Source organism: uncultured Mucilaginibacter sp., assembly GCF_903893715.1.
In the GTDB taxonomy this organism is placed as follows: Bacteria; Bacteroidota; Bacteroidia; order Sphingobacteriales; family Sphingobacteriaceae; genus Mucilaginibacter.
The window spans coordinates 61452-80922 of record NZ_CAITNG010000024.1; the positions used below are offsets into that span (position 1 = coordinate 61452).

The window sequence follows — 19471 nt, forward strand, 5'->3', positions numbered from 1 at the left end:
TAACGCTTTACAAAGGTATTTTATTAATTATTTGTTTGACCGCTGATATAAAATGTTTGTGATGATTTTTTTGATTGCGCTGATGCGACTGGCCTATAACGCTTAATTTTTGTGTTTTTGTATTAAGAGCAAAGCGCATAGTGCAGAGCGCACAGCGATTAAGAAGAAAGTATAAAAAATAACTCCTTCTCAGTAGCTATTTGGATACCACCCTGTTCTTTGAAAAATGTAGATGTGTTTTTGTGGGTACTCAATAAATACCCATGTGTTTCGCAAAGCGTATAGCGCCATGCGCAAAGTGTAAAAAGGAAGAAGCATTTGCATATATGCACATTTACTTATTTGCACATTTTGGGGATACCCATAAATACCCATGTCTTACATCCCATATTAAAAATATTTGGATAATTTTGCCCGATGGAAAATTCTGAAAACCAAGATAAAGGCGGCGACGCTAACAACTCAGCAAATAACTATGCTAAATACAGCGCGGTGGTTTTCCAGATGGTAGCCATTATAGCTGTCTTTGCCTTCGGGGGATACGAGATCGACAAGCACATGGGCAATACCATTCCATACGCCACCGCTTTATTGTGCCTGGTGGGTGTGTGCCTTTCCATCTACACCACCATAAAACAACTTACTAAATGAAGTTAGCACTATACTACCGATATTTCATCGTATTTAATATACTACTGGCCATACCACCGATCGTGGCGCAGGTCTTTTTTGCCCATCGCGACCTGCTTATCCCTTACTTCTGGCAGTTTTTTGGTTTGTTCGCCATTGTTAACCTGGTAATCCATTTACTTAACCATTTGGGTATCATAAGCAGTGGTACGGGCCTGGTAAAAACTTTTTTGGGCGGCACCATGTTAAAGTTCCTTTTGTGGATGATTGTAATCTTTATTTATACCTCTGAAATAGACGTAAATGGGGGTAATTTTTTGATTAACTTTTTTTATCTATATTTATTCAACTCGGTGTTTGAAATTTATTGTTTGTTGATTAACTTGCGCAACCAAAATTGAAAGTAGTTTTCTTGCAAGAATGAACAATAAACGCCATTTTACTTCAAAATTTTTTAGAGCGATAGCACTTTTTACGCTTTTTTTTATACTCGCTTTGAACAATGCGAAGGCTATTGATACTCTAAAAGACGCTAAAACCACCGTTTCAGATACAGCAAAAGCAGGTATTAAGGCCGAAAAAGAAGAAGACATTTCTGCCACTATATTGCACCACATTGGCGACTCGCACGAGTGGCATTTTTGGGGAGAAGGCGAAAATAAAGTAGCTATCCCATTACCTGTAATTTTGTATACCAAAAATGGTTTTGTTACCTTTTTATCAAACAAACACGACGCTGACCAGCATGGTGATTCCATATTTACGGTGAAAGGCCAGTCGATGGTCAACTTTGAAGGGAAATACTATTATCCGTCAGCAACTAAATATGCCGATGGCAGCTACGTTAAAGTTGACGAGAACAATATACCCATCAATGATAAGCCATTGGATGTATCGATTACCAAAAATGTGCTGGCGCTATTCATCTCTGTTGCCTTGTTGCTCATCATTTTTTTGAACATTGCGGCTACATACAAAAAAAGAACCGGCAAAGCGCCAAAAGGGATGCAATCGGCCTTAGAGCCTTTTATATTGTTCGTTCGCGACGATATAGCCATACCACAACTCGGTCACAAGTATGCTAAGTATATGCCTTACCTGCTTACCGTATTCTTTTTTGTTTGGATAAACAACCTTTTGGGCTTGATACCGATATTTCCGGGTGGCACCAACCTTACGGGCAACATAGCGATAACCTGTATGCTGGCATTGTGCACGTTTTTTATCACCACATTTAGTGGCAACAAAAGCTACTGGAAACACATTTTTAATACGCCCGGCGTGCCATGGTGGTTAAAATTTCCTGTTCCATTAATGCCATTAGTAGAGTTTATTGGTATTTTTACCAAGCCAATTGCCTTAATGATACGTTTGTTCGCCAATATTACAGCGGGCCACATCCTGATATTGAGTTTGATTTCGTTGATCATTATCTTAAAATCAGTATATGTATCGGCTTTTGCTATACCGTTCGTACTGTTTATCAGTTTGATCGAGCTTTTGGTAGGTTTTTTGCAAGCCTTTATATTTACAATTCTGTCGGCCTTGTTTATAGGTATGGCGATAGAAGAACATCACGCTGAAGAGCATCATTAATTTTGAATTTTTTTTACACATATATTAATAATTACTAAAATGACTGGAAGTATTGCTGGAATTGGTGCTGGTTTAGCTGCTATTGGAGCAGGTATCGGTATCGGACAAATTGGTGGAAAAGCTATGGAGGGCATGGCCCGTCAACCTGAGGCTGCAAACAAAATTCAAACTGCAATGCTTATCGCAGCTGCATTCGTTGAAGCTGTTGCATTGTTCGCTGTGGTTGTTGCTTTCTTAACCAAGTAACTAAATTTAAAACAGGGTTGCAGGCGATTGGCCGCAGCCTTGTTTTTGTTTTTTTTGACATTGATTATTTAATTATATGATAGTATTATCAGTAAATCCGTTGGTTAGTCCCGACCCGGGATTGTTCATTTGGGCAGTAGTTGCGTTCGGTATCTTGTTCGTGCTGTTGCGGGCATTTGCATGGAAACCAATTTTGGCGGCCTTAACTGAACGTGAACAATCTATTGAAGACGCCTTAGCAAGAGCCGAAGCCGCCAAAGAAGAAATGGCACGTTTAACCGGCGAAAACGAAGCTTTGTTAAAGGAAGCCCGTATTGAACGCGATAACATTTTGCGCGAAGCTAAAAAGATGAAGGACCAAATTGTTAGCGATGCTAAAGAGACCGCTGCCAAAGAAGGTGCCCGCATGATAGAAAAAGCGCGCGTGGAAATTGATAGCCAAACCGCTATCGCGCTTGCGCTGGTAAAAGACCAGGTGGCAAGCCTTTCTATCGAAATAGCCGAAAAAATATTGCAAAAACAATTTGAAGATAAAGGCAAACAGGACGCGTTGGTTGCCGATTTGTTAAAACAAGTGAAATTAAATTAGGATAGTGAGCAGTGAATTGTGAGTAAGTGAGTGGACGCTCACTTACTCACTATTCACCACTCACCACTCACATAAGAAATATGTCTGAATTAACCGTAGGAGCCAGGTACGCTAAATCGCTGATCGATCTTGCCGAAGAGCAAAAGTCGCTGGAGGCGGTGAAGGGCGATATGGAATTATTTGTGCAAACATTGAAGGCCAGCAGCGAGCTACAAGCGGTTTTGCGCAACCCGATCATCCCGCACGATAAGAAGAAAAAAATATTGGATGCCTTATTTACCGGTAAGGTGAACAAGGCCACCCAACTATTTTTTAACCTGATGATAGATAAAAGCCGCGGCGAGGTATTGTACTATACCGCACAGGAGTTTATCAACCAGTACAACGTTAAAAAGAACATTGTTAAGGCTTCTGTTACATCGGCAACAGCCTTATCCGAAGAAAACAAAGCAAAAATTGCCGCCCTGATCCAAAAAGAAATAGGCGGCAACATTATACTGCAAACCAAAGTAGATCCAAGTTTGATCGGCGGCTTTGTTTTGACCGTTGGCGACAGGCAGGTAGATACCAGCATAGCCAACGCGCTGAAGAAACTGAAAAGCGAGTTTGCACAAAAAGTAATTGAATAATTAAAACAAAACTCTAAATAAATTTAAAATGGTAGAGGTAAGACCAGACGAAGTATCGGCAATTTTGCGTCAGCAATTGTCGGGCTTTAAGTCAGCATCTGAATTGGAAGAAGTAGGTACCGTGCTACAGGTTGGCGACGGTATAGCCCGCGTTTACGGCTTAACAAAAGTACAGTCGGGCGAGCTTGTTGATTTTGACAACAACCTGCAGGGCATTGTATTGAACCTTGAAGAAGACAACGTGGGCGTGGTATTGTTAGGCCCGTCGGACGCTGTTAAAGAAGGTGATACCGTAAAACGCACCAGCAAAATTGCCTCGATAAAAGTTGGCGAAGGCATGCTTGGCCGTGTGGTAAACACTCTGGGCGAGCCAATTGATGGTAAAGGGCCTATTACAGGCACTACTTACGAAATGCCGTTGGAGCGTAAAGCCCCGGGTGTAATTTTCCGTCAGCCGGTTACCGAGCCTTTGCAAACAGGTATCAAAGCGATCGACGCGATGATCCCGATCGGCCGTGGCCAGCGTGAGTTGGTTATCGGCGACAGGCAGACCGGTAAATCGGCTGTTTGTATCGATACCATCATCAACCAAAAAGAATTTTACGAAGCCGGTAAACCGGTTTATTGTATATATGTAGCCATCGGCCAAAAAAACTCGACCGTTGCTAACGTGTTGCGTACTTTGGAAGAAAATGGCGCATTGCCATACTCTATTATTGTGGCTGCTTCAGCATCGGAGCCTGCTCCAATGCAGTTCTTCGCGCCATTTGCCGGTGCCGCCATCGGAGAGTTTTTCCGTGATACCGGACGCCCTGCTTTGATTGTTTATGATGATTTGTCGAAACAGGCTGTTGCGTACCGCGAAGTGTCGCTGCTGTTACGCCGCCCACCGGGCCGTGAAGCTTATCCCGGCGACGTGTTTTACCTGCACAGCCGTCTGTTAGAGCGTGCGGCAAAAATCAACGCATCTGATACCATCGCACAAGCGATGAACGACCTTCCTGAATCTATCAAAGGTATGGTTAAAGGTGGTGGTTCGTTAACCGCACTGCCTATCATCGAAACACAAGCCGGCGACGTATCGGCCTATATCCCAACCAACGTAATCTCGATTACCGATGGTCAGATATTTTTGGAATCGAACTTGTTCAACGCGGGTGTTCGCCCGGCCATTAACGTAGGTATCTCGGTATCGCGTGTGGGTGGTAACGCGCAAATTAAATCGATGAAGAAAGTTGCAGGTACCTTGAAATTGGATCAGGCACAATATCGCGAGTTAGAGGCTTTCTCAAAATTCGGGTCGGACCTGGATGCTTCAACCAAAACTGTGTTGGATAAAGGTGCTCGTAACGTGGAAGTATTGAAACAAGGACAGTTTTCGCCAATGACCGTTGAAAAACAGGTAGCAATATTATACATCGGTACAAAAAATCTGATGCGTAACGTACCTGTAAACAAGGTTAGGGAATTTGAAGCTGAGTATTTGAGCCAATTGGAACAACGTTTCCCTGAAGCTTTAGCAAGCTTAAAAGCAGGCAAACTGGATGATGCGATAAGCACACTGGAAACTGTGGCGAAAGAATTGACTGGAAAATATTAAATAGATGTGCGTAGAGCGTATTGCGTATTGCGATGATAAGTTGTAATATGCGATACACTTAAGCCAAATATAGTAATGTGTGTTAGTGGTAATGTAAAGCGATAATTCGCAATACGCATATCGCAATACTCAATACCAAAAAAAGAATGGCAAACTTAAAAGAAGTAAGAAACCGGATCGCATCGGTAAAGTCGACACAGCAGATCACCAAGGCTATGAAAATGGTTTCGGCGGCTAAGCTGAAGCGTGCTACGGATGCTATTGTGCAGCTAAGGCCTTACGCCAATAAACTGAACGACATATTGAGTAACCTGTCGGCCAGTTTAGAGGAAGGTTCATCGCCCTTTTTGCAGGAGCGCGAGCCTAATAAGGTGTTGGTTGTAGTGGTAACCTCGAACCGTGGTTTGGCAGGCGCGTTCAACGCGAATGCCATTAAAGCCGCCAACGTGCTGATCTCCGAAAAATACAATAACCAGCTAAAAGCGGGCAATGTTTCTATCGTAGCCATCGGTAAAAAATCGCAGGAGTTTTATACCCGCCGTAAATTCAATGTGATCGGCAATAACAACGAGCTGTTTGCTGCATTAACTTTCGAAAATGTTTCGGCAGTTACCGAAGCCATTATGACGGGTTTTTTAAAAGGTGAATTTGACCGTGTTGAAGTTGTTTATAACCACTTTAAGAACGCTGCCATGCAGTTTATCAATGTGGAGCAATTGCTGCCCGTGCCTAAAGCAGAAAAGAAAGCCGGTGCATCAGCATCAAATGTCGACTATATCCTGGAGCCATCGCAAGAGGAAATTGTTGACCAATTGATACCAAAGAACATCAAAATACAATTATACCGTGCCGTGTTGGATTCGCATGCCTCAGAGCATGGCGCCCGTATGACGGCCATGGATAAAGCCACCGAAAACGCAGGCGACTTGTTGAACGCTTTAAAATTAAGCTACAACCAGGCCCGCCAGGCAGCCATCACTACCGAACTTTCGGAAATTGTGAGCGGAGCGGCTGCGTTATCGAGTTAAGAAGTAATAAACCTATTTACAAAGCCCTGCTATGCAGGGCTTTTTTGTTTTATGATGACTATATTTGTTATAAGTTCATTTTTGAATTTAATTACTTATGGCTGAAAAAAATTTGATGACCCCAAGCACAACGAGTCTTAATGGCCTGTTTGGAAATGGTGTGACATATCGTGTTCCTACATTTCAGAGAGATTATTCTTGGAGGGAGGATAATTTAATTGATTTGTGGGAAGACATAAAAGTAATAATTGATACGGGTAGGGACCATTATATGGGTGCTGTGGTATTACAAAAAAAAGGAGAAAAGAATTTCCTTGTTATAGACGGTCAACAACGATTTACAACATTAAGTATTTTAGCTTTAGCTGTTTTAAAAAATATTCAGGATTTAATTGATAATAATATCGATAGTTCTGGAAATCAGGAAAGAATTATGGAATTAAGAAGAGGTTTTTTGGGACAAAGAGATCCCGGCTCACTACTTTATTCCAGTAAACTATTTTTAAATGAAAATAATGATAGTTTTTATCAAAGCAGATTATTGCAACTGCAGCCTCCGGTAAACGAAAGAACACTTCCTGAATCAGATAAATTAATGTGGGATTCTTTTATGTATTTATATAATAAAATCAAGACACATTTTATTGATGCTGACGGCGAAAAACTGGCAAATTTCTTAAGTAAAACTATAGGAGATAAAATGATGTTTATAAAAATCGAGGTTGAAGACGAACTTAGCGCATACACTTTATTTGAAACGCTGAATTATCGTGGTGTAGATTTGACAGTAACCGATTTACTTAAAAATTATCTATTTTCACTATTGTCCGAAGCTGATATTAGAGTAGCAAAGGATATTTGGAAAAAAATAGCAACATCTATTGGTTTAAATAAGTTCCCGACTTTTTTAAGACATTACTGGATATCACGCAACCCGATCGTAAGGCAAGAACAGCTTTTTAAAATTATAAGAGGAAACATCCAAAGTAATGTACAGGTTTTCGAACTACTGGAACAATTGGAAAGATCTTCTGGTCTGTATATAGCTTTACAAGACCCATCTAATCCTGAATGGCAAGGTAATAGGGAACGCTTTAAAAGAATAAGAGAAATAAAGTTATTTGGTGTAAAGCAACAACTTCCACTATTAATGGTCGCGAGAGATAAATTCATTGACACAGAATACGATAAACTCCTTAGATTAATATCAGTAGTATCTTTTAGATACAATATCATAGGAAGTCGTCAGGCCAATGCCATGGAAGATTTATACAATATGGTTTCCGTAAAAATATTTAACAACTTAATCCAAAATACATCGCAAGTATTTAATGAAATCAAATCATTATATGTGAGTGATAATGATTTCAAAAATGACTTCTCTACAATTACTTTGTATTCATATGGACGTGATAAAAAATTAGTCCGCTATATTCTTTTTGAAATTGAGAACCATCTTCAACAAGGTGGGGATAATGATTTTGAATATAATCCAGCTACTATAGAACATATTTTGCCTGAAAACCCGCCGGTACAGTGGGATAAATATTTCCCTCCCGTTTTACAAGAAGCATATATATATCGTTTAGGGAACTATACTTTGTTAGAGGATCATCTTAATAACGAGTGCGGAGATTCTCTTCTTGAAACAAAAAAAATATCCTATGCAAAAAGTCAGTATATGATTAGTAAGAAAATATTAGTTGATGAGTGGACACCTACTACGCTTGACCTTAGGCAACAAGAAATGTCAAGATGGGCTACAGCATGTTGGCGGGTACCATATGCAGATGCCAAATAAGATATAATTGCCAAAAAACCAGCCATCAAAAACCTTTATTCTAATTTATTAAAGTGCCGCTTTAACTTACCTAATACTACTTCCCTTCCCCCACTAAATTATCCGAAAAGAACTTCAGCATCTTGGTTTCGATACGCTCGGCTATGCGGCTGGTATGCGTACCGTCGTATATCTCAAAGCTATGCGCAATGTTGTATTTGTTCAGCTCCGCGTCTAACACTTTTAAGCTTGCCGCGATGTTCTCATCTTTTGAGCCGGCATCAAAGGCGATGGCATGCAGTTGCCGCAGGTTGCGGACGTATTGATCGATGGTGGTTAAGGGCATATTGGCGGCCCATTTTTGTAGTATCATGGCTTGCTTATCGCCAACAGGCATATCAAAATACAATGGCGGCTTGTTGGGGTTTGGCGACCATGCCGCCGCGCAGGCATACATATACTTGATATTGAAACCGGCTTTCAAAAAAGCGGCATAGCTAAAGGTGGTATCGGCCAGAAACTTCGGGTCCGACAGGTTGGTATTGCCCGCCAACAGCGAGCTTGGGCTCAACAGGTATATGCTCGAGAACACCTCCGGGTGCCGCTCCCCTATCCGCATGGTGCCATAACCGCCCATCGAGTGGCCGGCCAGTCCACGGCTTTCGGCCTTGGGTATGGTGCGGTAATGCGTGTCGATGTACGATACGAGGTCTTTGGACACAAAGTCCTCCCAATCGCCGGTAGTTACCGAGTTGGAGTACATACAGCCGAAGAACTTGTTATAGGCATTGGGTGTAACGATGATCATCTCGGCCGACCCGCCCGCGCTCATTACCCTGTCGAATATGGGCGGCAGATTGGTCCAATGCTTCGCGAAACCGTAAAACTTGGCATCATCATCGGTAAAGCCATGCAGAAAGTAAACCACCGGGTAATGCTTTTTGGTATTGCTACGGTAACCCGGCGGCAGGTAGATGGAAACATAGCGGTCGGCTGAATCTCCAAGCAGGTTGCCTTCCAAGCTTTTGCCATGTACCCTGATACGCTCAACCGAGCCTTTTAAGGCCGCCTGGGTTTGCGCATGAACAGATGATAGGCTAAAAAGTAAAAGGAGTGCCGTTAATAACTTAAAAAACACCTTAACGGCTTTTGGTACCTGTTTCATAATAAGCAGTAATTGGATCGTCCAAATTAGGAAAAAAAACAGGTACTTATGCCAAACGCTTTTCGTAACAATAAAAGCTTAGCCCCGGCCTGAAAGCCAAACCTATCTCGCCCGCAAACACATAACCCATTTTTGGGAAAAGCGCTTGTGTGGCCTTGTTTTTTATATTGGTATCGATACTCAGGATGCTTATGCCACGCTCTGTCGCAACCTGTTCGGCTTGTTGCAGCAATGCGGCCGCAATGCCCATCCCCCGAAATTTAGTATCCACCGCCAAACGGTGTGTTACAATGGTGGTTTCGGTAATATCCCAGCCCACATCAGCGTACTCCGGCGATTGGTCGGTAGTAATAGCAATTACCCCTGCAATCTCCTTATCTACTTCGGCCACCCAAAGCTGGTCGAGGGCGATATCCTTCTCAAAAACTTCGGTATTGGGATAACTGTCGCTCCACTGAAAATTACCATCTGCCTGCATCAATGGGACAATATGGCGTACAACCTGCATAATGGCGGGTACATCGTTCAAGCTCGCTTTTCGGATAAGCATAAAATGAGGTGTTATTGCACAGGTGGATTAACCGGTGGCTTTTTCAAAATCCGTTCGTTAAAAAAATTCCTTAGCTCCACATACCCCAAACCCAATATATCCTTTATGGTGTATTTCAAATGCTTGCGCAAATGATGATAGCCAAACAACAGCCCCGCTATCGTCGTAGAAAAAGTGGCGATAACCACACCATAAACATTCTTCAACAGCGATATGGCCACAAGCGCTACCACAATATTTACCGCGCCCATAATGATAACCTTATAAACATTGATTTTGGGCTGGTTGATAATATCGAGCGTAATGCCGTTAAAGCGGTCTATCGGGTATAATATGGCCACAAACATCATCAACCGCAGTATGTTGGGCGCTGCAGTGCCCAAATACTGTTTCCCGCCCAGTATCCAGATACCCAGGTCGGCACAAAAAAACGTAATGATGGCCACCGGTATAAATACCAGCGTCAACATGCCCGAGTATTTTTTGCTCACAAAGGTTAAATGGTACATATTGTTGTTGTTATACGCCGTTGCCATTGCCGACATGCCCGTACCCGTAAAACTGCGCAAGGGTATCTCAACAATTTCCATCAACCTGTTGGGGATGCTGAACACGGCCAGCGCAGCGGCTCCAAGCATACCGTTCACAATAAACCCGTTGGCCGCACCCAAAAAATACGAACTTACCGTGCTCGATAAGCTGAATTTGCCAAACGCGAACAACTCTGCAACCACTTCCTTCGTGCGTTTGAACAGCAGGTTTACCTTTGAATAACCCATTACCATACAAATGATACTGGTAACGCAATTAGTTGCAAAATTGGCAAACAGCACGTTGAACAAGCTGGCTTTGTGCAGCAATGCCAACACAGCAAAACAGGTTATGGTACTGCCGCTATTGACCAGCCGCAACCAAAGTATGCTGACGTAATCCTCATCGGCCACCATAATCCAAAACGTGATATTGAACGGTAACGAGCTTAGCACGGTGAGCCCAAACCATTGGATAACAATCACCACCTCGTCGTTGTCGATGGTGTGCATAAAAGGCACGGCACCGAGGTTTATCAATAACATGGCAACAGTTAAACCCAGGGCCAAATACCAAACCGAGCCCAACACTGCCTGCGCTCTTTCGGGAGCAGCGCCCGCGTAAAATTTGATGGTGGCAGTGGTCAGCAGTCCGTTGCGTATCGCGTCGGCCAGATTGTATACGATAAAGAAGAAAAAGTATACGCCCATATCGTCCTTGCTCATTACCCGAGCTAACAGCGCAATGGTGAGTATACCAAAACCCGCGATAACGATATTGCCAATCAACGCAAGGATATGCTTGTTCTTGAGACTTGACAACTTAGGGAATGGCATGCTTATAGTTCTGGTTTGGCATATATACGATATTTCTGCTAAAAATGATATGAATTATTTACAATTCCTTTGTGGGCGCCTTTAGCGGCTATATCGGCAATAATGCCTCCATCCCAATAAAGTTGATAGCAGGAAAAATATCAGTTCAAAACGGTGTAGCTTTATCCTTATGAAGATGATCACCTGGAACTGTAACATGGCCTTTCGGAAAAAGGCGCAGGCCATACTGCAATACCAGCCAGATATCCTCATTATCCCCGAATGCGAAAGCCCCGAAAAACTCATTTTCCCTAAAGGTATGCCGCAACCGACTGACATGATTTGGTACGGCAGCAACCAGAATAAAGGTCTTGGCGTTATTTCGTACGGCAACCATAAGTTGCGATTGTTAAAAGCGCATAATCCGGCTTTCAAAACCATCTTGCCTGTAGCGGTTACCGGCGGTGATATAGATTTTACACTTTTCGCGATATGGGCCAACAACCCGCAGGAACCCGAACACCAATATGTGGGCCAGATATGGAAGGCATTGGCTCACTATAAAAGGCTTATCCGTAACGAACGCACCATCCTTGCCGGCGATTTTAACAGCAATACCATTTGGGACAAGCCCCGTCGCATCGGCAACCATACCGATGTGGTAAAAACCCTCGCAAAAAAAGGCATTGCCAGCGTATACCATCATCACCACAGCCAAACACATGGCACCGAGCAGCACTCCACCTTTTCCCTGTACCGGCATCCGGATAAACCCTACCACCTCGATTACTGTTTCGCCTCTGCCGATTTTATCCAAAAGCTAACCAATGTTGAAATAGGCAGCCACGATGATTGGTGCACACTAAGCGACCATCAGCCTTTGGTGGTGCAGTTTGGTGGGTAATCCATCTCTGGCACAACTGATGATGGTTAGTAGCTACAAAAAAAGTCTTTGCCGATGTTGTGTAAAATATTTTTATCTATTTGTTAATTTAGCTTAATGGAAAATACCGACCCAAGTATTGATGCCTATATCGCCAAGTCGGGCGATTTTGCAAAACCCGTTTTAACGCACCTGCGCGAACTTGTGCACCAGGCCTGCCCGGATGTTGTGGAGACTATAAAATGGGGCTTCCCGTTTTTTGATTATAAAGGTACTTTGTGCAATATGGCCGCCTTTAAAGAGCATGCCAGCTTTGGTTTTTGGAAAGCCGCTATGCTAAAGGACGAACATAAAGTTATTGCCAAAGGAGATGACGCGGCGGCCGGTAGTCTGGGAAAAATATATACACTCGCCGACCTTCCATCGGATGAAATACTAATCGCCTACATCAAAGAAGCCGTTGTGCTGAATGAAAACGGTGTTAAAGTGACATTACGTGTTAATCCAAAACCGGCAGTAGCCAAACCGGCCCTGGTGATGCCGCCCGAGTTTAACACCATGTTGGAAGGCAATTCCATGGCAAAAATGCATTTCGAAGAGTTTAGCCCCTCAAAGAAAAAGGAATATATCGAGTGGTTTGTGGATGCCAAAAGCGAAGCCACCAAGCAAAAACGTATGGAACAGGCGTTGGAATGGATAAGCGAAGGGAAGAGCAGGCATTGGAAGTATCAGTAGCCCCCTAACCCCCTAAAGGGGGAACAAGAATTCAATATTTGATACAGGTCTTATACTAAGCCTCGTAAAATATCCAGCCTGTTACTTGGAGCAGTGGGTGAGAAAAAATCAGGGATAGTATTTGGAGTTCTTTTCGGGCAATTAAGAAATTCAACAGGCCATTCTGTTATTCTTTCCTCTTTCATGTGAACGTATTTTCCGGGTTTAGGCTCATTTATATATTCCATTTGCAGGATGAGCGCTAAGGGTTCTTCGGTTCCCGGATTTTCTTCCGAAAACTCAAGTGCTTCTTCATAATTATCAAAATAATAGTAATAGTCGCTGCTATCTCCTTCTTCACTTTCAGGAGCTCCGGCTGGTGGGTGACACCAAACGCGGTACTCTAAAACTTCATCCCAGACGAAACCCCCACCGGACTTAGTAAGCCCTGGATAAGTGCCTACAAGGGTTACATCTTTGACTTTTGGGTATTTTGACATTTAATCTTGCAATTTAAAATATATCAAACTATTCTTCCCTGTTTAGGGGGCCAGGGGGTTAAAAATCCATCGGCCCCAATCTTCTCATGTTTTTCATGATGAGGTATTTGCGGTGCTGGATATAATCGGTTGGGTTGGCCGGCGACCACTTGCGCGGGTTGGGCCAGCATGCGGCGATCAGCGCTGCCTGCGAGCTATTGAGGTTTGCTGCCGATTTATGAAAATAGGCCTGCGATGCGGCTTCCACACCATAAATGCCATCGCCCATCTCTATTTCGTTCAGGTAAACTTCCATTATGCGCTCTTTGCTCCAAAGGATGTTTATCAGCAAAGTAAACCAGGCTTCGAAGGCTTTGCGTATGATGTTTCGCCCCGGCCACAGGAAAACATTTTTGGCAGTTTGCTGGGTAATGGTGCTGCCTCCAACTAATTTGTGGCTATGTTGATTTTTGTCGATGGCTTTTTCCATGGCCTTAAAATCAAAACCGTGGTTCTCTAAAAAGGTTTGGTCTTCGGCGGCAACGGCGGCACGCTTCATCGGGTCGGCAATGTCATCAAAGCTGATCCACTTTTTGTCGATCTTCCAATCCTTGCCATCACTTTTGCGTTCAAAGCCCCGCATTACCATTAGCCAGGTAAAGGGCGGGTTTACAAAACGTAGCAGTATAACGCCAAAAATGCTCAGTCCCACAAAAAGCAATACCGAGAATTTTAGTATGCGGAGTACGCGGCTCCATATGCCACCTCTTTTTGTTTTCGCACTGCTCTTTTTTGTTTTAGCCATTTCAACAAAAATAAAAAAAGGTGCTTAGCTTTCGCCAAACACCTTGTATAATTTGTTTCCTGTTTAAAGTGGGCCTTACTCGGCAACTACAGTAAACGGAACTTTAACTTTCACTTCTTTATGCAGGTTTAAATTCGCTGTATAATCGCCAACAAACTTAGGTTCTGCGTCAAAAGTAATACGGCGACGGTCGACATCGAAACCTTCTTTCTTCAATGCATCAGCTATCTGGATCGTGTTGATGGCACCGAAAATTTTACCGGTTTCGCCTGCTTTGGCACCGATAGAAAGTACAATACCTTCTAAACGTGCGGCAATAGCGTCGGCATCCTTGCGTATTTTTTCTTGTTTAAACTGGGCCTGTTTCAGGTTCTCGGCCAATACCTTACGTGCAGAAACCGTAGCCAATGCGGCAAACCCTTGCGGGATCAAAAAGTTACGGCCGTAACCCGGCTTTACTTTTACCACATCGTCTTTTTCGCCGAGGTTTTTGATGTCTTGTTTTAAAATAACTTCCATGTGTTTATCCTCCTGCTTATTTTAAAGAATCAGTAACATAAGGTAATAAACCAATGTGGCGTGAGCGTTTAACGGCTTGTGCCACTTTGCGCTGGAATTTTAACGAAGTACCTGTTAAACGGCGTGGTAATAATTTACCCTGGTCGTTAATAAACTTCAATAAAAAGTTAGCGTCTTTGTAATCGATATACTTTATCCCGTTCTTTTTAAAACGGCAGTATTTTTTACGGTTATCCTCCACTTTGAGGGCAGTAACGTATTGGATTTGATCTTTTGCCATTATGCTGCTACCTCCTCGGTTTTAGTTTTTTTCTGGTTAAAAGCACCGCTGCGTTTTTTGTCGTTATAAGCGGTAGCATGTTTGTCTAACGATATCGTCAGAAAACGCATTACGCGCTCATCACGGCGGTATTCAACTTCCAATTTGTTGATAAGCTCACCCGGTGCCTTAAATTCAGTTAGGTGATAATACCCTGTTGTTTTCTTTTCAATAGGGTACGCTAGTTTTCTCAAACCCCAATTATCCTCCTGGATAATTTCGGCTCCGTTATCGGTCAGAATCTTGGTGAATTTGGCTACGGCCTCTTTCGCAGTTTCTACCGACAACAACGGGGTCAGAATGATCACTGTTTCGTACTGTTGCATTTAAAATTGTTTTTTTTTAATGTTTTTACCGCCTTAAAAGCGGGACGCAAATGTAGGGATTTATTTAAAACAATCAAAGCCTTTTAAATAAATGATTTACAGCAAGGTAGGAGCCTTGAAAAAGCAGCCTGTTGACTCACCCCGACTGCGCTGCGCTGGCCGACCCTCTCTGCGGCAAGCCGCAAAGAGGGTAAAGAAAACAAATCACCCTCTTCAACACCCTCTTTACCGCGCAGCGGAAGAGAGGGTGGTCGGGCGTAGCCACGACCGGGTGAGTCAACGGCGCAAAAAAAAGCGGCGAAGCTTTTGGAGCCTCACCGCCTAAACACACCTGTTTAACAAAGAGTTATGGATTAATCATTTTCCCCGTAATTAATTATAACTGCGTCTTTGTTTAAGTCAAAGGTATAACGGCTAAATCGACATTCCTATAGGTGAAAACACTGAATTTGTACGGTGTTTTCACCGTATTTTTACGTAAGTATAAATACGTATATTAACGCCCGGAATTGTTTGATTTTTGGTATTTTCTTATGTTAGACTCATGAAGCGCTGTTTGTTATGTTTGCTGCTGATGCAGGTAATGTGTTTTTGCCATGCGCAGGATACCACAACCCATGCTGAACCAGAAACGGTTACACGTACCAATAAGCCATTCGAAAAGATAATTGAGAAATTTAGCGTGCTCAAAGCCGATAAAAAAACAAAACAAGGCTTGTTTCAAGCTTTTTTTAATGATGCTATTTTGGTAGCCAGTGGGAAATATGAAGATGGGAAGAAAATGGGCAAATGGCGCTACAATAATACGCAGGGCACCTTAGACCAAGTGTATGATTATACCAATAGAAAACTGATATACGTAACAGCACCCGACACCGCATGGTTTAAGTTTGATTTTGATACAAAAATAAATGATACCGATAAGCTTACCTATCCTATAAAAATAGGCGGTGCTTTTTATGGGTATCAGTTTGTTTATAATGAAACTGTTGTGCCATTTTCGCAGGATATGCACGATTCCCATTTGCCGGGGAAATTTAGATGTACCAATATATTAAGTGTAAGCCCCGATGGCATGCTAACCCGCTGGCAGCTTTTGGCAACAAACGGCAATTTTAAAAAACTGTACGAAGTGCCGATGGATAAACTGTCCGATGATGATAAGCTGTTCGTAGCTGCAACACAGAACGGCAAACCCATACCGGCAAAGGTGTATGTAGATATTTATATGCAGGTGTATTTTTGATGGGTGGTGCAAGTAAATAAACAAATTACATTAATCATCATTAATTAACTATAAAATATAGTCTGTCATTAAGCACTCAAAAAGGGTTGCAAACTCGCCGGGTCTTTTAGCTGAATAAATATTTGGAATTTTTACATTAGATTTTTCTATAGGAAATGGCCTATAATCAGGAAAATTTTCTTGAATTATCAAAGAAACCTTATTTACAAAGCCCTGCTCATTTTCATTCACCGTTCTATCATAAAAAGTATTTTTCCCGTTTGCATAAGCTTGGGTTAAATAAACGCAATAGTATTTTGCTAAAACACCAATATTAATTACACATCGTGTAAATCGAGTGATATTTAGGTTTTTCGGTATGTAGAATATAGCTCTGTAGGATAAGTCAAAAGCACCACAAAAGGAGTTGTCCATAACCAAACAATTAAATTCTAAAGACAAAGATTCAATTGTTTTTTTAAATGATCCGTTGTTCTCTTTTGCCCTACTTTCTAATTTAAAATATCTAGCCATTTCCTCGGTATAAGGATAGCCTAAATCAGAAACAAAAAGATTTTTTGGATAGTAGTTGTAAACAAGTTTAAAATATTCTTCTATCATCATATATTAACATCCTTCACCAGATGCTGCTGTAGTATATACCGCCGGAGTTGCTTTTAATGGGTTAATTAATGTACTCGCTCGTGCACCTAATGACGGTATTAATCCAGGGTTTGCGTTCTCGAATGCGGGAAACATGCCTTGTAAAGCAATGTTATTTAAATAAAACATTACCAAAGTTGCATATAGTGATGAATATACAGGTTGTGCTCCCGCTAAAAAAAAGTCTTGTCCATGAATTAAATTTATTTGTGCGCTTGCATAATGATAAGCTTGATAAATAAATTCTTTTTGCATACTTGGCGTTATGGTTACTAAGTTAGACGGATTCGTAGGATCAATAATGTTGTTTGGGATACTAATATACAAATTAAAAACAATCACATTAGTTTGTGTTTGATAAAAAGGGAAATGTGGTAAATCGGTAATCCCAAATTGAACGCCAGTCAAATTGACTTCGCTACTATTACTCGAGGAAAAAGTCAACACGATACTACTTTTACATAAAGGTCGAAAACCAACAGGTGGAGGTGGCGTCGCATCCGCAGGCGGGCACCCTGCGAGACTCTGTACTACCGCATGCCCATGTATCACATTTGGATAAGGTGAAGTTGATGGCGGTGTTGTATTTGTTGTGGTGGTGTCTGTCGGTACCGGTGGGTTACAAGGCGGCGGTTGCGTATTGCCATCTCCGGGGTCTCCGCCAGTACTCGGGTCTCCGGTAACGGGGCCATTATTAGTATTATCGTCGCCAGTACCATCATCGTATGAAAAACTGTAGCAAGTTACAGTAACATCGCGAAGGGGGCTTACATGATAGACACCATTATCGTCTATATTATACCCATATGTATAGCCCACAAAACAATCTGTCTCATATATCAAAGTTGCTAATTTAGGATTGATGGATTGTATGTTCCCATTACCTGATGTTGTTGACTTGTTCGGTGTATAATATCCTTTTATTTTACCATTAACATAATTATACCCGTTAATAAATTGCCTGTTCAACGTATAAAACATTACCTGCCCGCTAAAATTTGCAGGTATGTTGTTGTAATGAACATAAGGTATAACCGAACTGCTGGTAGAATCCTGTAGGTTTTCAATAACTTTCATATAAAAATTTAACCGGCTGCCATCGTTAAACTCCAAAAAAACAGCGCTGGTTTTGTTTTTTGTCAACGATGGGGCCGCCCCTAATGTCCAAAGATTATTATCCTTATTGATGTCAAATTCCAACACCCTGCTTTTGGCGCGTTGCAAAAAATAAATCTTGCCCCAAATAACGTCCCTCGTTTGTATCAAAGTACTCTTATCGGTCACTAATACGTTGCCGGGCACGGAATCGTTAGTATAAATTTTTTGCAGGGCAGCCAGGTCTATATCGTTACCGATGTTGGTCTCTGGCGAAACGGAATTGTTTTTCCTGCAGCTATTTACTATAAAAGCAGTGATAATTAATAACAATAATCCAAATACTTTAATTAACAGCCGGTTAGTGTAACTTTTTTTCATAAGGGTGTTTTTAATATTGCTAAATATATCGTGATATATCCGGCTTTGCAATAGGTGAAAACACGGTATTTTATACGGTGTTTTCACGGGTATATTTTATTTTCCAAAATGCGTAATTTAACCGCCTGTTCAAGATACATTTTAAAACTGACCGCGCTTTAACCATGAAACATACTTTCTTAACCTTATTGCTGATTACCTTTACCGGATTTTGCTACGCGCAGGACACCACGGCCAATGCCGGGCCCGAAACGGTCACACGTACAAATAACCCATCCACCGACATCCAAGAAAAGTTTACGGTATTAAAGGCCGATAAAAAAGTTAATCAGGGGTTATTCCAAGCCTTTTTTCATGAAAAGATTCTTGTAGCCAGTGGTCGCTATGATCATGGTGTGAAGGTTGGTACATGGCGGTATAATAGTATTAAAGGTATTATAGATCAGGCTTATGATTATACCAATAACAAAGTTATTTTTGCACGAAAACCAGATACTTCATTTGCCCGGTTTGAGTTTGACACAAAAATCAGCGATACCGATTCATTGACTTATCCTATAAAATTAGGCGGCAACTTTTACGGTTATTGGTTTCTTATAGACGCACGCATTGACCAGTTTATTAAGGACATGCATAATGAAGGGATGTCAAAAGAATACATTTGTACCCATATATTAAATGTTGGTGCTGATGGAATTTTAACCCGGTGGCAACTATTAGTAATAAGCAAAAATTTTAAAAAACTGTACGAAATTCAATTGGATAAGCTAAGCGACGATGATAAATTATTTATTCCTGCAACCCAAAATGGTAAACCTGTAGGTTCAAACGTATATGTAAAAACCAAGACGAAGTTTTTTTGATAAAAGATTTTGAGTAGTTGGCATAATTCAAATGACAATC

The 19471-nt window shown here is 41.8% G+C and carries 23 protein-coding genes; 13 read left to right on the forward strand and 10 right to left on the reverse strand.

Features of this window, described 5'->3' with window-relative positions:
* The first annotated feature begins 417 nt into the window (after positions 1-417).
* The 9 genes from QZX97_RS02885 (at position 418) to QZX97_RS02925 (ending at position 8119) form a co-directional block, all read left to right on the forward strand.
* A complete protein-coding gene (locus QZX97_RS02885) occupies positions 418-651 on the forward strand; it encodes an AtpZ/AtpI family protein (RefSeq protein ID WP_295653462.1) in 234 nt (77 codons plus the stop codon).
* Positions 648-1031: a hypothetical protein gene (locus QZX97_RS02890; RefSeq protein WP_295653463.1), complete on the forward strand. Its 384-nt coding sequence runs from the start codon at positions 648-650 to the stop codon at positions 1029-1031. Before QZX97_RS02885 ends, QZX97_RS02890 begins: the two co-directional genes overlap by 4 nt.
* Before the next feature lie 19 nt (positions 1032-1050).
* Positions 1051-2226: a F0F1 ATP synthase subunit A gene (gene atpB / locus QZX97_RS02895; protein WP_295653464.1), complete on the forward strand. Its 1176-nt coding sequence runs from the start codon at positions 1051-1053 to the stop codon at positions 2224-2226.
* Positions 2227-2265: 39 nt separating this feature from the next.
* Positions 2266-2472 carry an ATP synthase F0 subunit C gene (atpE, locus tag QZX97_RS02900; RefSeq protein WP_295653465.1) on the forward strand — a complete coding sequence of 69 codons (207 nt, stop codon included), beginning with the start codon at positions 2266-2268 and terminating at the stop codon, positions 2470-2472.
* Positions 2473-2548: 76 nt separating this feature from the next.
* Positions 2549-3061 carry a F0F1 ATP synthase subunit B gene (gene atpF / locus QZX97_RS02905; protein WP_295664146.1) on the forward strand — a complete coding sequence of 171 codons (513 nt, stop codon included), beginning with the start codon at positions 2549-2551 and terminating at the stop codon, positions 3059-3061.
* A gap of 80 nt (positions 3062-3141) precedes the next feature.
* On the forward strand, positions 3142-3690 hold the full coding sequence (gene atpH / locus QZX97_RS02910) for an ATP synthase F1 subunit delta (RefSeq protein WP_295653468.1): 549 nt from the start codon (positions 3142-3144) through the stop codon (positions 3688-3690).
* Positions 3691-3718: 28 nt separating this feature from the next.
* A complete protein-coding gene (gene atpA, locus QZX97_RS02915) occupies positions 3719-5290 on the forward strand; it encodes a F0F1 ATP synthase subunit alpha (protein WP_295653469.1) in 1572 nt (523 codons plus the stop codon).
* A gap of 146 nt (positions 5291-5436) precedes the next feature.
* On the forward strand, positions 5437-6318 hold the full coding sequence (gene atpG, locus QZX97_RS02920; RefSeq protein ID WP_295653470.1) for an ATP synthase F1 subunit gamma: 882 nt from the start codon (positions 5437-5439) through the stop codon (positions 6316-6318).
* A gap of 97 nt (positions 6319-6415) precedes the next feature.
* Positions 6416-8119 (forward strand): DUF262 domain-containing HNH endonuclease family protein, encoded by a 1704-nt coding sequence (locus QZX97_RS02925; RefSeq protein ID WP_295653472.1) that lies wholly within the window; start codon positions 6416-6418, stop codon positions 8117-8119.
* Positions 8120-8195: 76 nt separating this feature from the next.
* Here QZX97_RS02925 and QZX97_RS02930 read toward each other — a convergent pair whose 3' ends face one another.
* Genes QZX97_RS02930 through QZX97_RS02940 form a run of 3 tightly spaced genes read right to left on the reverse strand, consistent with a single transcriptional unit; the run spans position 8196 to position 11180 of the window.
* Positions 8196-9263, reverse strand: a complete 1068-nt coding sequence (locus tag QZX97_RS02930) for an alpha/beta hydrolase-fold protein (protein ID WP_295664149.1) — start codon at positions 9261-9263, stop codon at positions 8196-8198.
* 46 nt (positions 9264-9309) lie between these two features.
* The gene (locus QZX97_RS02935; RefSeq protein ID WP_295653475.1) at positions 9310-9813 is read right to left on the reverse strand and encodes a GNAT family N-acetyltransferase; all 504 of its coding nucleotides are present in this window, start codon (positions 9811-9813) and stop codon (positions 9310-9312) included.
* An 11-nt stretch (positions 9814-9824) separates the two neighbouring features.
* Entirely contained in the window at positions 9825-11180 is a 1356-nt protein-coding gene (locus QZX97_RS02940) for an oligosaccharide flippase family protein (protein WP_295653477.1), read from the reverse strand.
* A gap of 169 nt (positions 11181-11349) precedes the next feature.
* On the opposite strand from QZX97_RS02940, the gene QZX97_RS02945 reads away from it, so the two are divergent.
* Together QZX97_RS02945 and QZX97_RS02950 are read left to right on the forward strand one after the other, a co-directional pair.
* The gene (locus tag QZX97_RS02945; protein WP_295653479.1) at positions 11350-12063 is read left to right on the forward strand and encodes an endonuclease/exonuclease/phosphatase family protein; all 714 of its coding nucleotides are present in this window, start codon (positions 11350-11352) and stop codon (positions 12061-12063) included.
* Positions 12064-12159: 96 nt separating this feature from the next.
* A complete protein-coding gene (locus QZX97_RS02950) occupies positions 12160-12777 on the forward strand; it encodes a DUF1801 domain-containing protein (RefSeq protein WP_295653481.1) in 618 nt (205 codons plus the stop codon).
* A 50-nt stretch (positions 12778-12827) separates the two neighbouring features.
* Here QZX97_RS02950 and QZX97_RS02955 read toward each other — a convergent pair whose 3' ends face one another.
* The 5 genes from QZX97_RS02955 to rpsF form a co-directional block, all read right to left on the reverse strand.
* Entirely contained in the window at positions 12828-13256 is a 429-nt protein-coding gene (locus tag QZX97_RS02955; protein ID WP_295653483.1) for a hypothetical protein, read from the reverse strand.
* A 58-nt stretch (positions 13257-13314) separates the two neighbouring features.
* On the reverse strand, positions 13315-14040 hold the full coding sequence (gene mtgA, locus QZX97_RS02960) for a monofunctional biosynthetic peptidoglycan transglycosylase (protein WP_295664152.1): 726 nt from the start codon (positions 14038-14040) through the stop codon (positions 13315-13317).
* Between the two features lie 75 nt (positions 14041-14115).
* Positions 14116-14559, reverse strand: coding sequence for a 50S ribosomal protein L9 (rplI, locus tag QZX97_RS02965; RefSeq protein WP_295653486.1), 444 nt, complete (start codon positions 14557-14559; stop codon positions 14116-14118).
* A gap of 16 nt (positions 14560-14575) precedes the next feature.
* Positions 14576-14839, reverse strand: coding sequence for a 30S ribosomal protein S18 (rpsR, locus tag QZX97_RS02970; RefSeq protein WP_295653488.1), 264 nt, complete (start codon positions 14837-14839; stop codon positions 14576-14578).
* Positions 14839-15204, reverse strand: a complete 366-nt coding sequence (rpsF, locus tag QZX97_RS02975; RefSeq protein WP_295653490.1) for a 30S ribosomal protein S6 — start codon at positions 15202-15204, stop codon at positions 14839-14841. Before rpsF ends, rpsR begins: the two co-directional genes overlap by 1 nt.
* Before the next feature lie 544 nt (positions 15205-15748).
* Between rpsF and QZX97_RS02980 the strand changes: the two genes are divergently transcribed.
* A complete protein-coding gene (locus QZX97_RS02980; protein ID WP_295653492.1) occupies positions 15749-16450 on the forward strand; it encodes a hypothetical protein in 702 nt (233 codons plus the stop codon).
* 48 nt (positions 16451-16498) lie between these two features.
* Here the strand turns inward: QZX97_RS02980 and QZX97_RS02985 are convergent, their stop codons facing one another.
* Both QZX97_RS02985 and QZX97_RS02990 read right to left on the reverse strand, forming a co-directional pair.
* Positions 16499-17053 carry a hypothetical protein gene (locus tag QZX97_RS02985; RefSeq protein ID WP_295653493.1) on the reverse strand — a complete coding sequence of 185 codons (555 nt, stop codon included), beginning with the start codon at positions 17051-17053 and terminating at the stop codon, positions 16499-16501.
* Positions 17054-17056: 3 nt separating this feature from the next.
* Positions 17057-18568, reverse strand: a complete 1512-nt coding sequence (locus QZX97_RS02990) for a hypothetical protein (protein ID WP_295653495.1) — start codon at positions 18566-18568, stop codon at positions 17057-17059.
* 164 nt (positions 18569-18732) lie between these two features.
* Here QZX97_RS02990 and QZX97_RS02995 point away from each other — a divergent pair, with 164 nt between their 5' ends.
* Positions 18733-19431, forward strand: a complete 699-nt coding sequence (locus tag QZX97_RS02995; RefSeq protein WP_295653497.1) for a hypothetical protein — start codon at positions 18733-18735, stop codon at positions 19429-19431.
* Positions 19432-19471: the final 40 nt, after the last annotated feature.

Coding starts and splice junctions, on each gene's coding strand:
- QZX97_RS02930 (WP_295664149.1), bottom strand. CDS start 9,263: ATGAAACAGGTACCAAAAGCCGTTAAGGTGTTTTTTAAGTTATTAACG.
- QZX97_RS02890 (WP_295653463.1), top strand. CDS start 648: ATGAAGTTAGCACTATACTACCGATATTTCATCGTATTTAATATACTA.
- QZX97_RS02935 (WP_295653475.1), bottom strand. CDS start 9,813: ATGCTTATCCGAAAAGCGAGCTTGAACGATGTACCCGCCATTATGCAG.
- QZX97_RS02995 (WP_295653497.1), top strand. CDS start 18,733: ATGAAACATACTTTCTTAACCTTATTGCTGATTACCTTTACCGGATTT.
- QZX97_RS02980 (WP_295653492.1), top strand. CDS start 15,749: ATGAAGCGCTGTTTGTTATGTTTGCTGCTGATGCAGGTAATGTGTTTT.
- mtgA (WP_295664152.1), bottom strand. CDS start 14,040: ATGGCTAAAACAAAAAAGAGCAGTGCGAAAACAAAAAGAGGTGGCATA.
- QZX97_RS02945 (WP_295653479.1), top strand. CDS start 11,350: ATGAAGATGATCACCTGGAACTGTAACATGGCCTTTCGGAAAAAGGCG.
- atpE (WP_295653465.1), top strand. CDS start 2,266: ATGACTGGAAGTATTGCTGGAATTGGTGCTGGTTTAGCTGCTATTGGA.
- QZX97_RS02990 (WP_295653495.1), bottom strand. CDS start 18,568: ATGAAAAAAAGTTACACTAACCGGCTGTTAATTAAAGTATTTGGATTA.
- atpG (WP_295653470.1), top strand. CDS start 5,437: ATGGCAAACTTAAAAGAAGTAAGAAACCGGATCGCATCGGTAAAGTCG.
- atpF (WP_295664146.1), top strand. CDS start 2,549: ATGATAGTATTATCAGTAAATCCGTTGGTTAGTCCCGACCCGGGATTG.
- QZX97_RS02925 (WP_295653472.1), top strand. CDS start 6,416: ATGGCTGAAAAAAATTTGATGACCCCAAGCACAACGAGTCTTAATGGC.
- QZX97_RS02940 (WP_295653477.1), bottom strand. CDS start 11,180: ATGCCATTCCCTAAGTTGTCAAGTCTCAAGAACAAGCATATCCTTGCG.
- QZX97_RS02885 (WP_295653462.1), top strand. CDS start 418: ATGGAAAATTCTGAAAACCAAGATAAAGGCGGCGACGCTAACAACTCA.
- rpsR (WP_295653488.1), bottom strand. CDS start 14,839: ATGGCAAAAGATCAAATCCAATACGTTACTGCCCTCAAAGTGGAGGAT.
- atpB (WP_295653464.1), top strand. CDS start 1,051: ATGAACAATAAACGCCATTTTACTTCAAAATTTTTTAGAGCGATAGCA.
- rplI (WP_295653486.1), bottom strand. CDS start 14,559: ATGGAAGTTATTTTAAAACAAGACATCAAAAACCTCGGCGAAAAAGAC.
- atpA (WP_295653469.1), top strand. CDS start 3,719: ATGGTAGAGGTAAGACCAGACGAAGTATCGGCAATTTTGCGTCAGCAA.
- rpsF (WP_295653490.1), bottom strand. CDS start 15,204: ATGCAACAGTACGAAACAGTGATCATTCTGACCCCGTTGTTGTCGGTA.
- QZX97_RS02955 (WP_295653483.1), bottom strand. CDS start 13,256: ATGTCAAAATACCCAAAAGTCAAAGATGTAACCCTTGTAGGCACTTAT.
- QZX97_RS02985 (WP_295653493.1), bottom strand. CDS start 17,053: ATGATGATAGAAGAATATTTTAAACTTGTTTACAACTACTATCCAAAA.
- QZX97_RS02950 (WP_295653481.1), top strand. CDS start 12,160: ATGGAAAATACCGACCCAAGTATTGATGCCTATATCGCCAAGTCGGGC.
- atpH (WP_295653468.1), top strand. CDS start 3,142: ATGTCTGAATTAACCGTAGGAGCCAGGTACGCTAAATCGCTGATCGAT.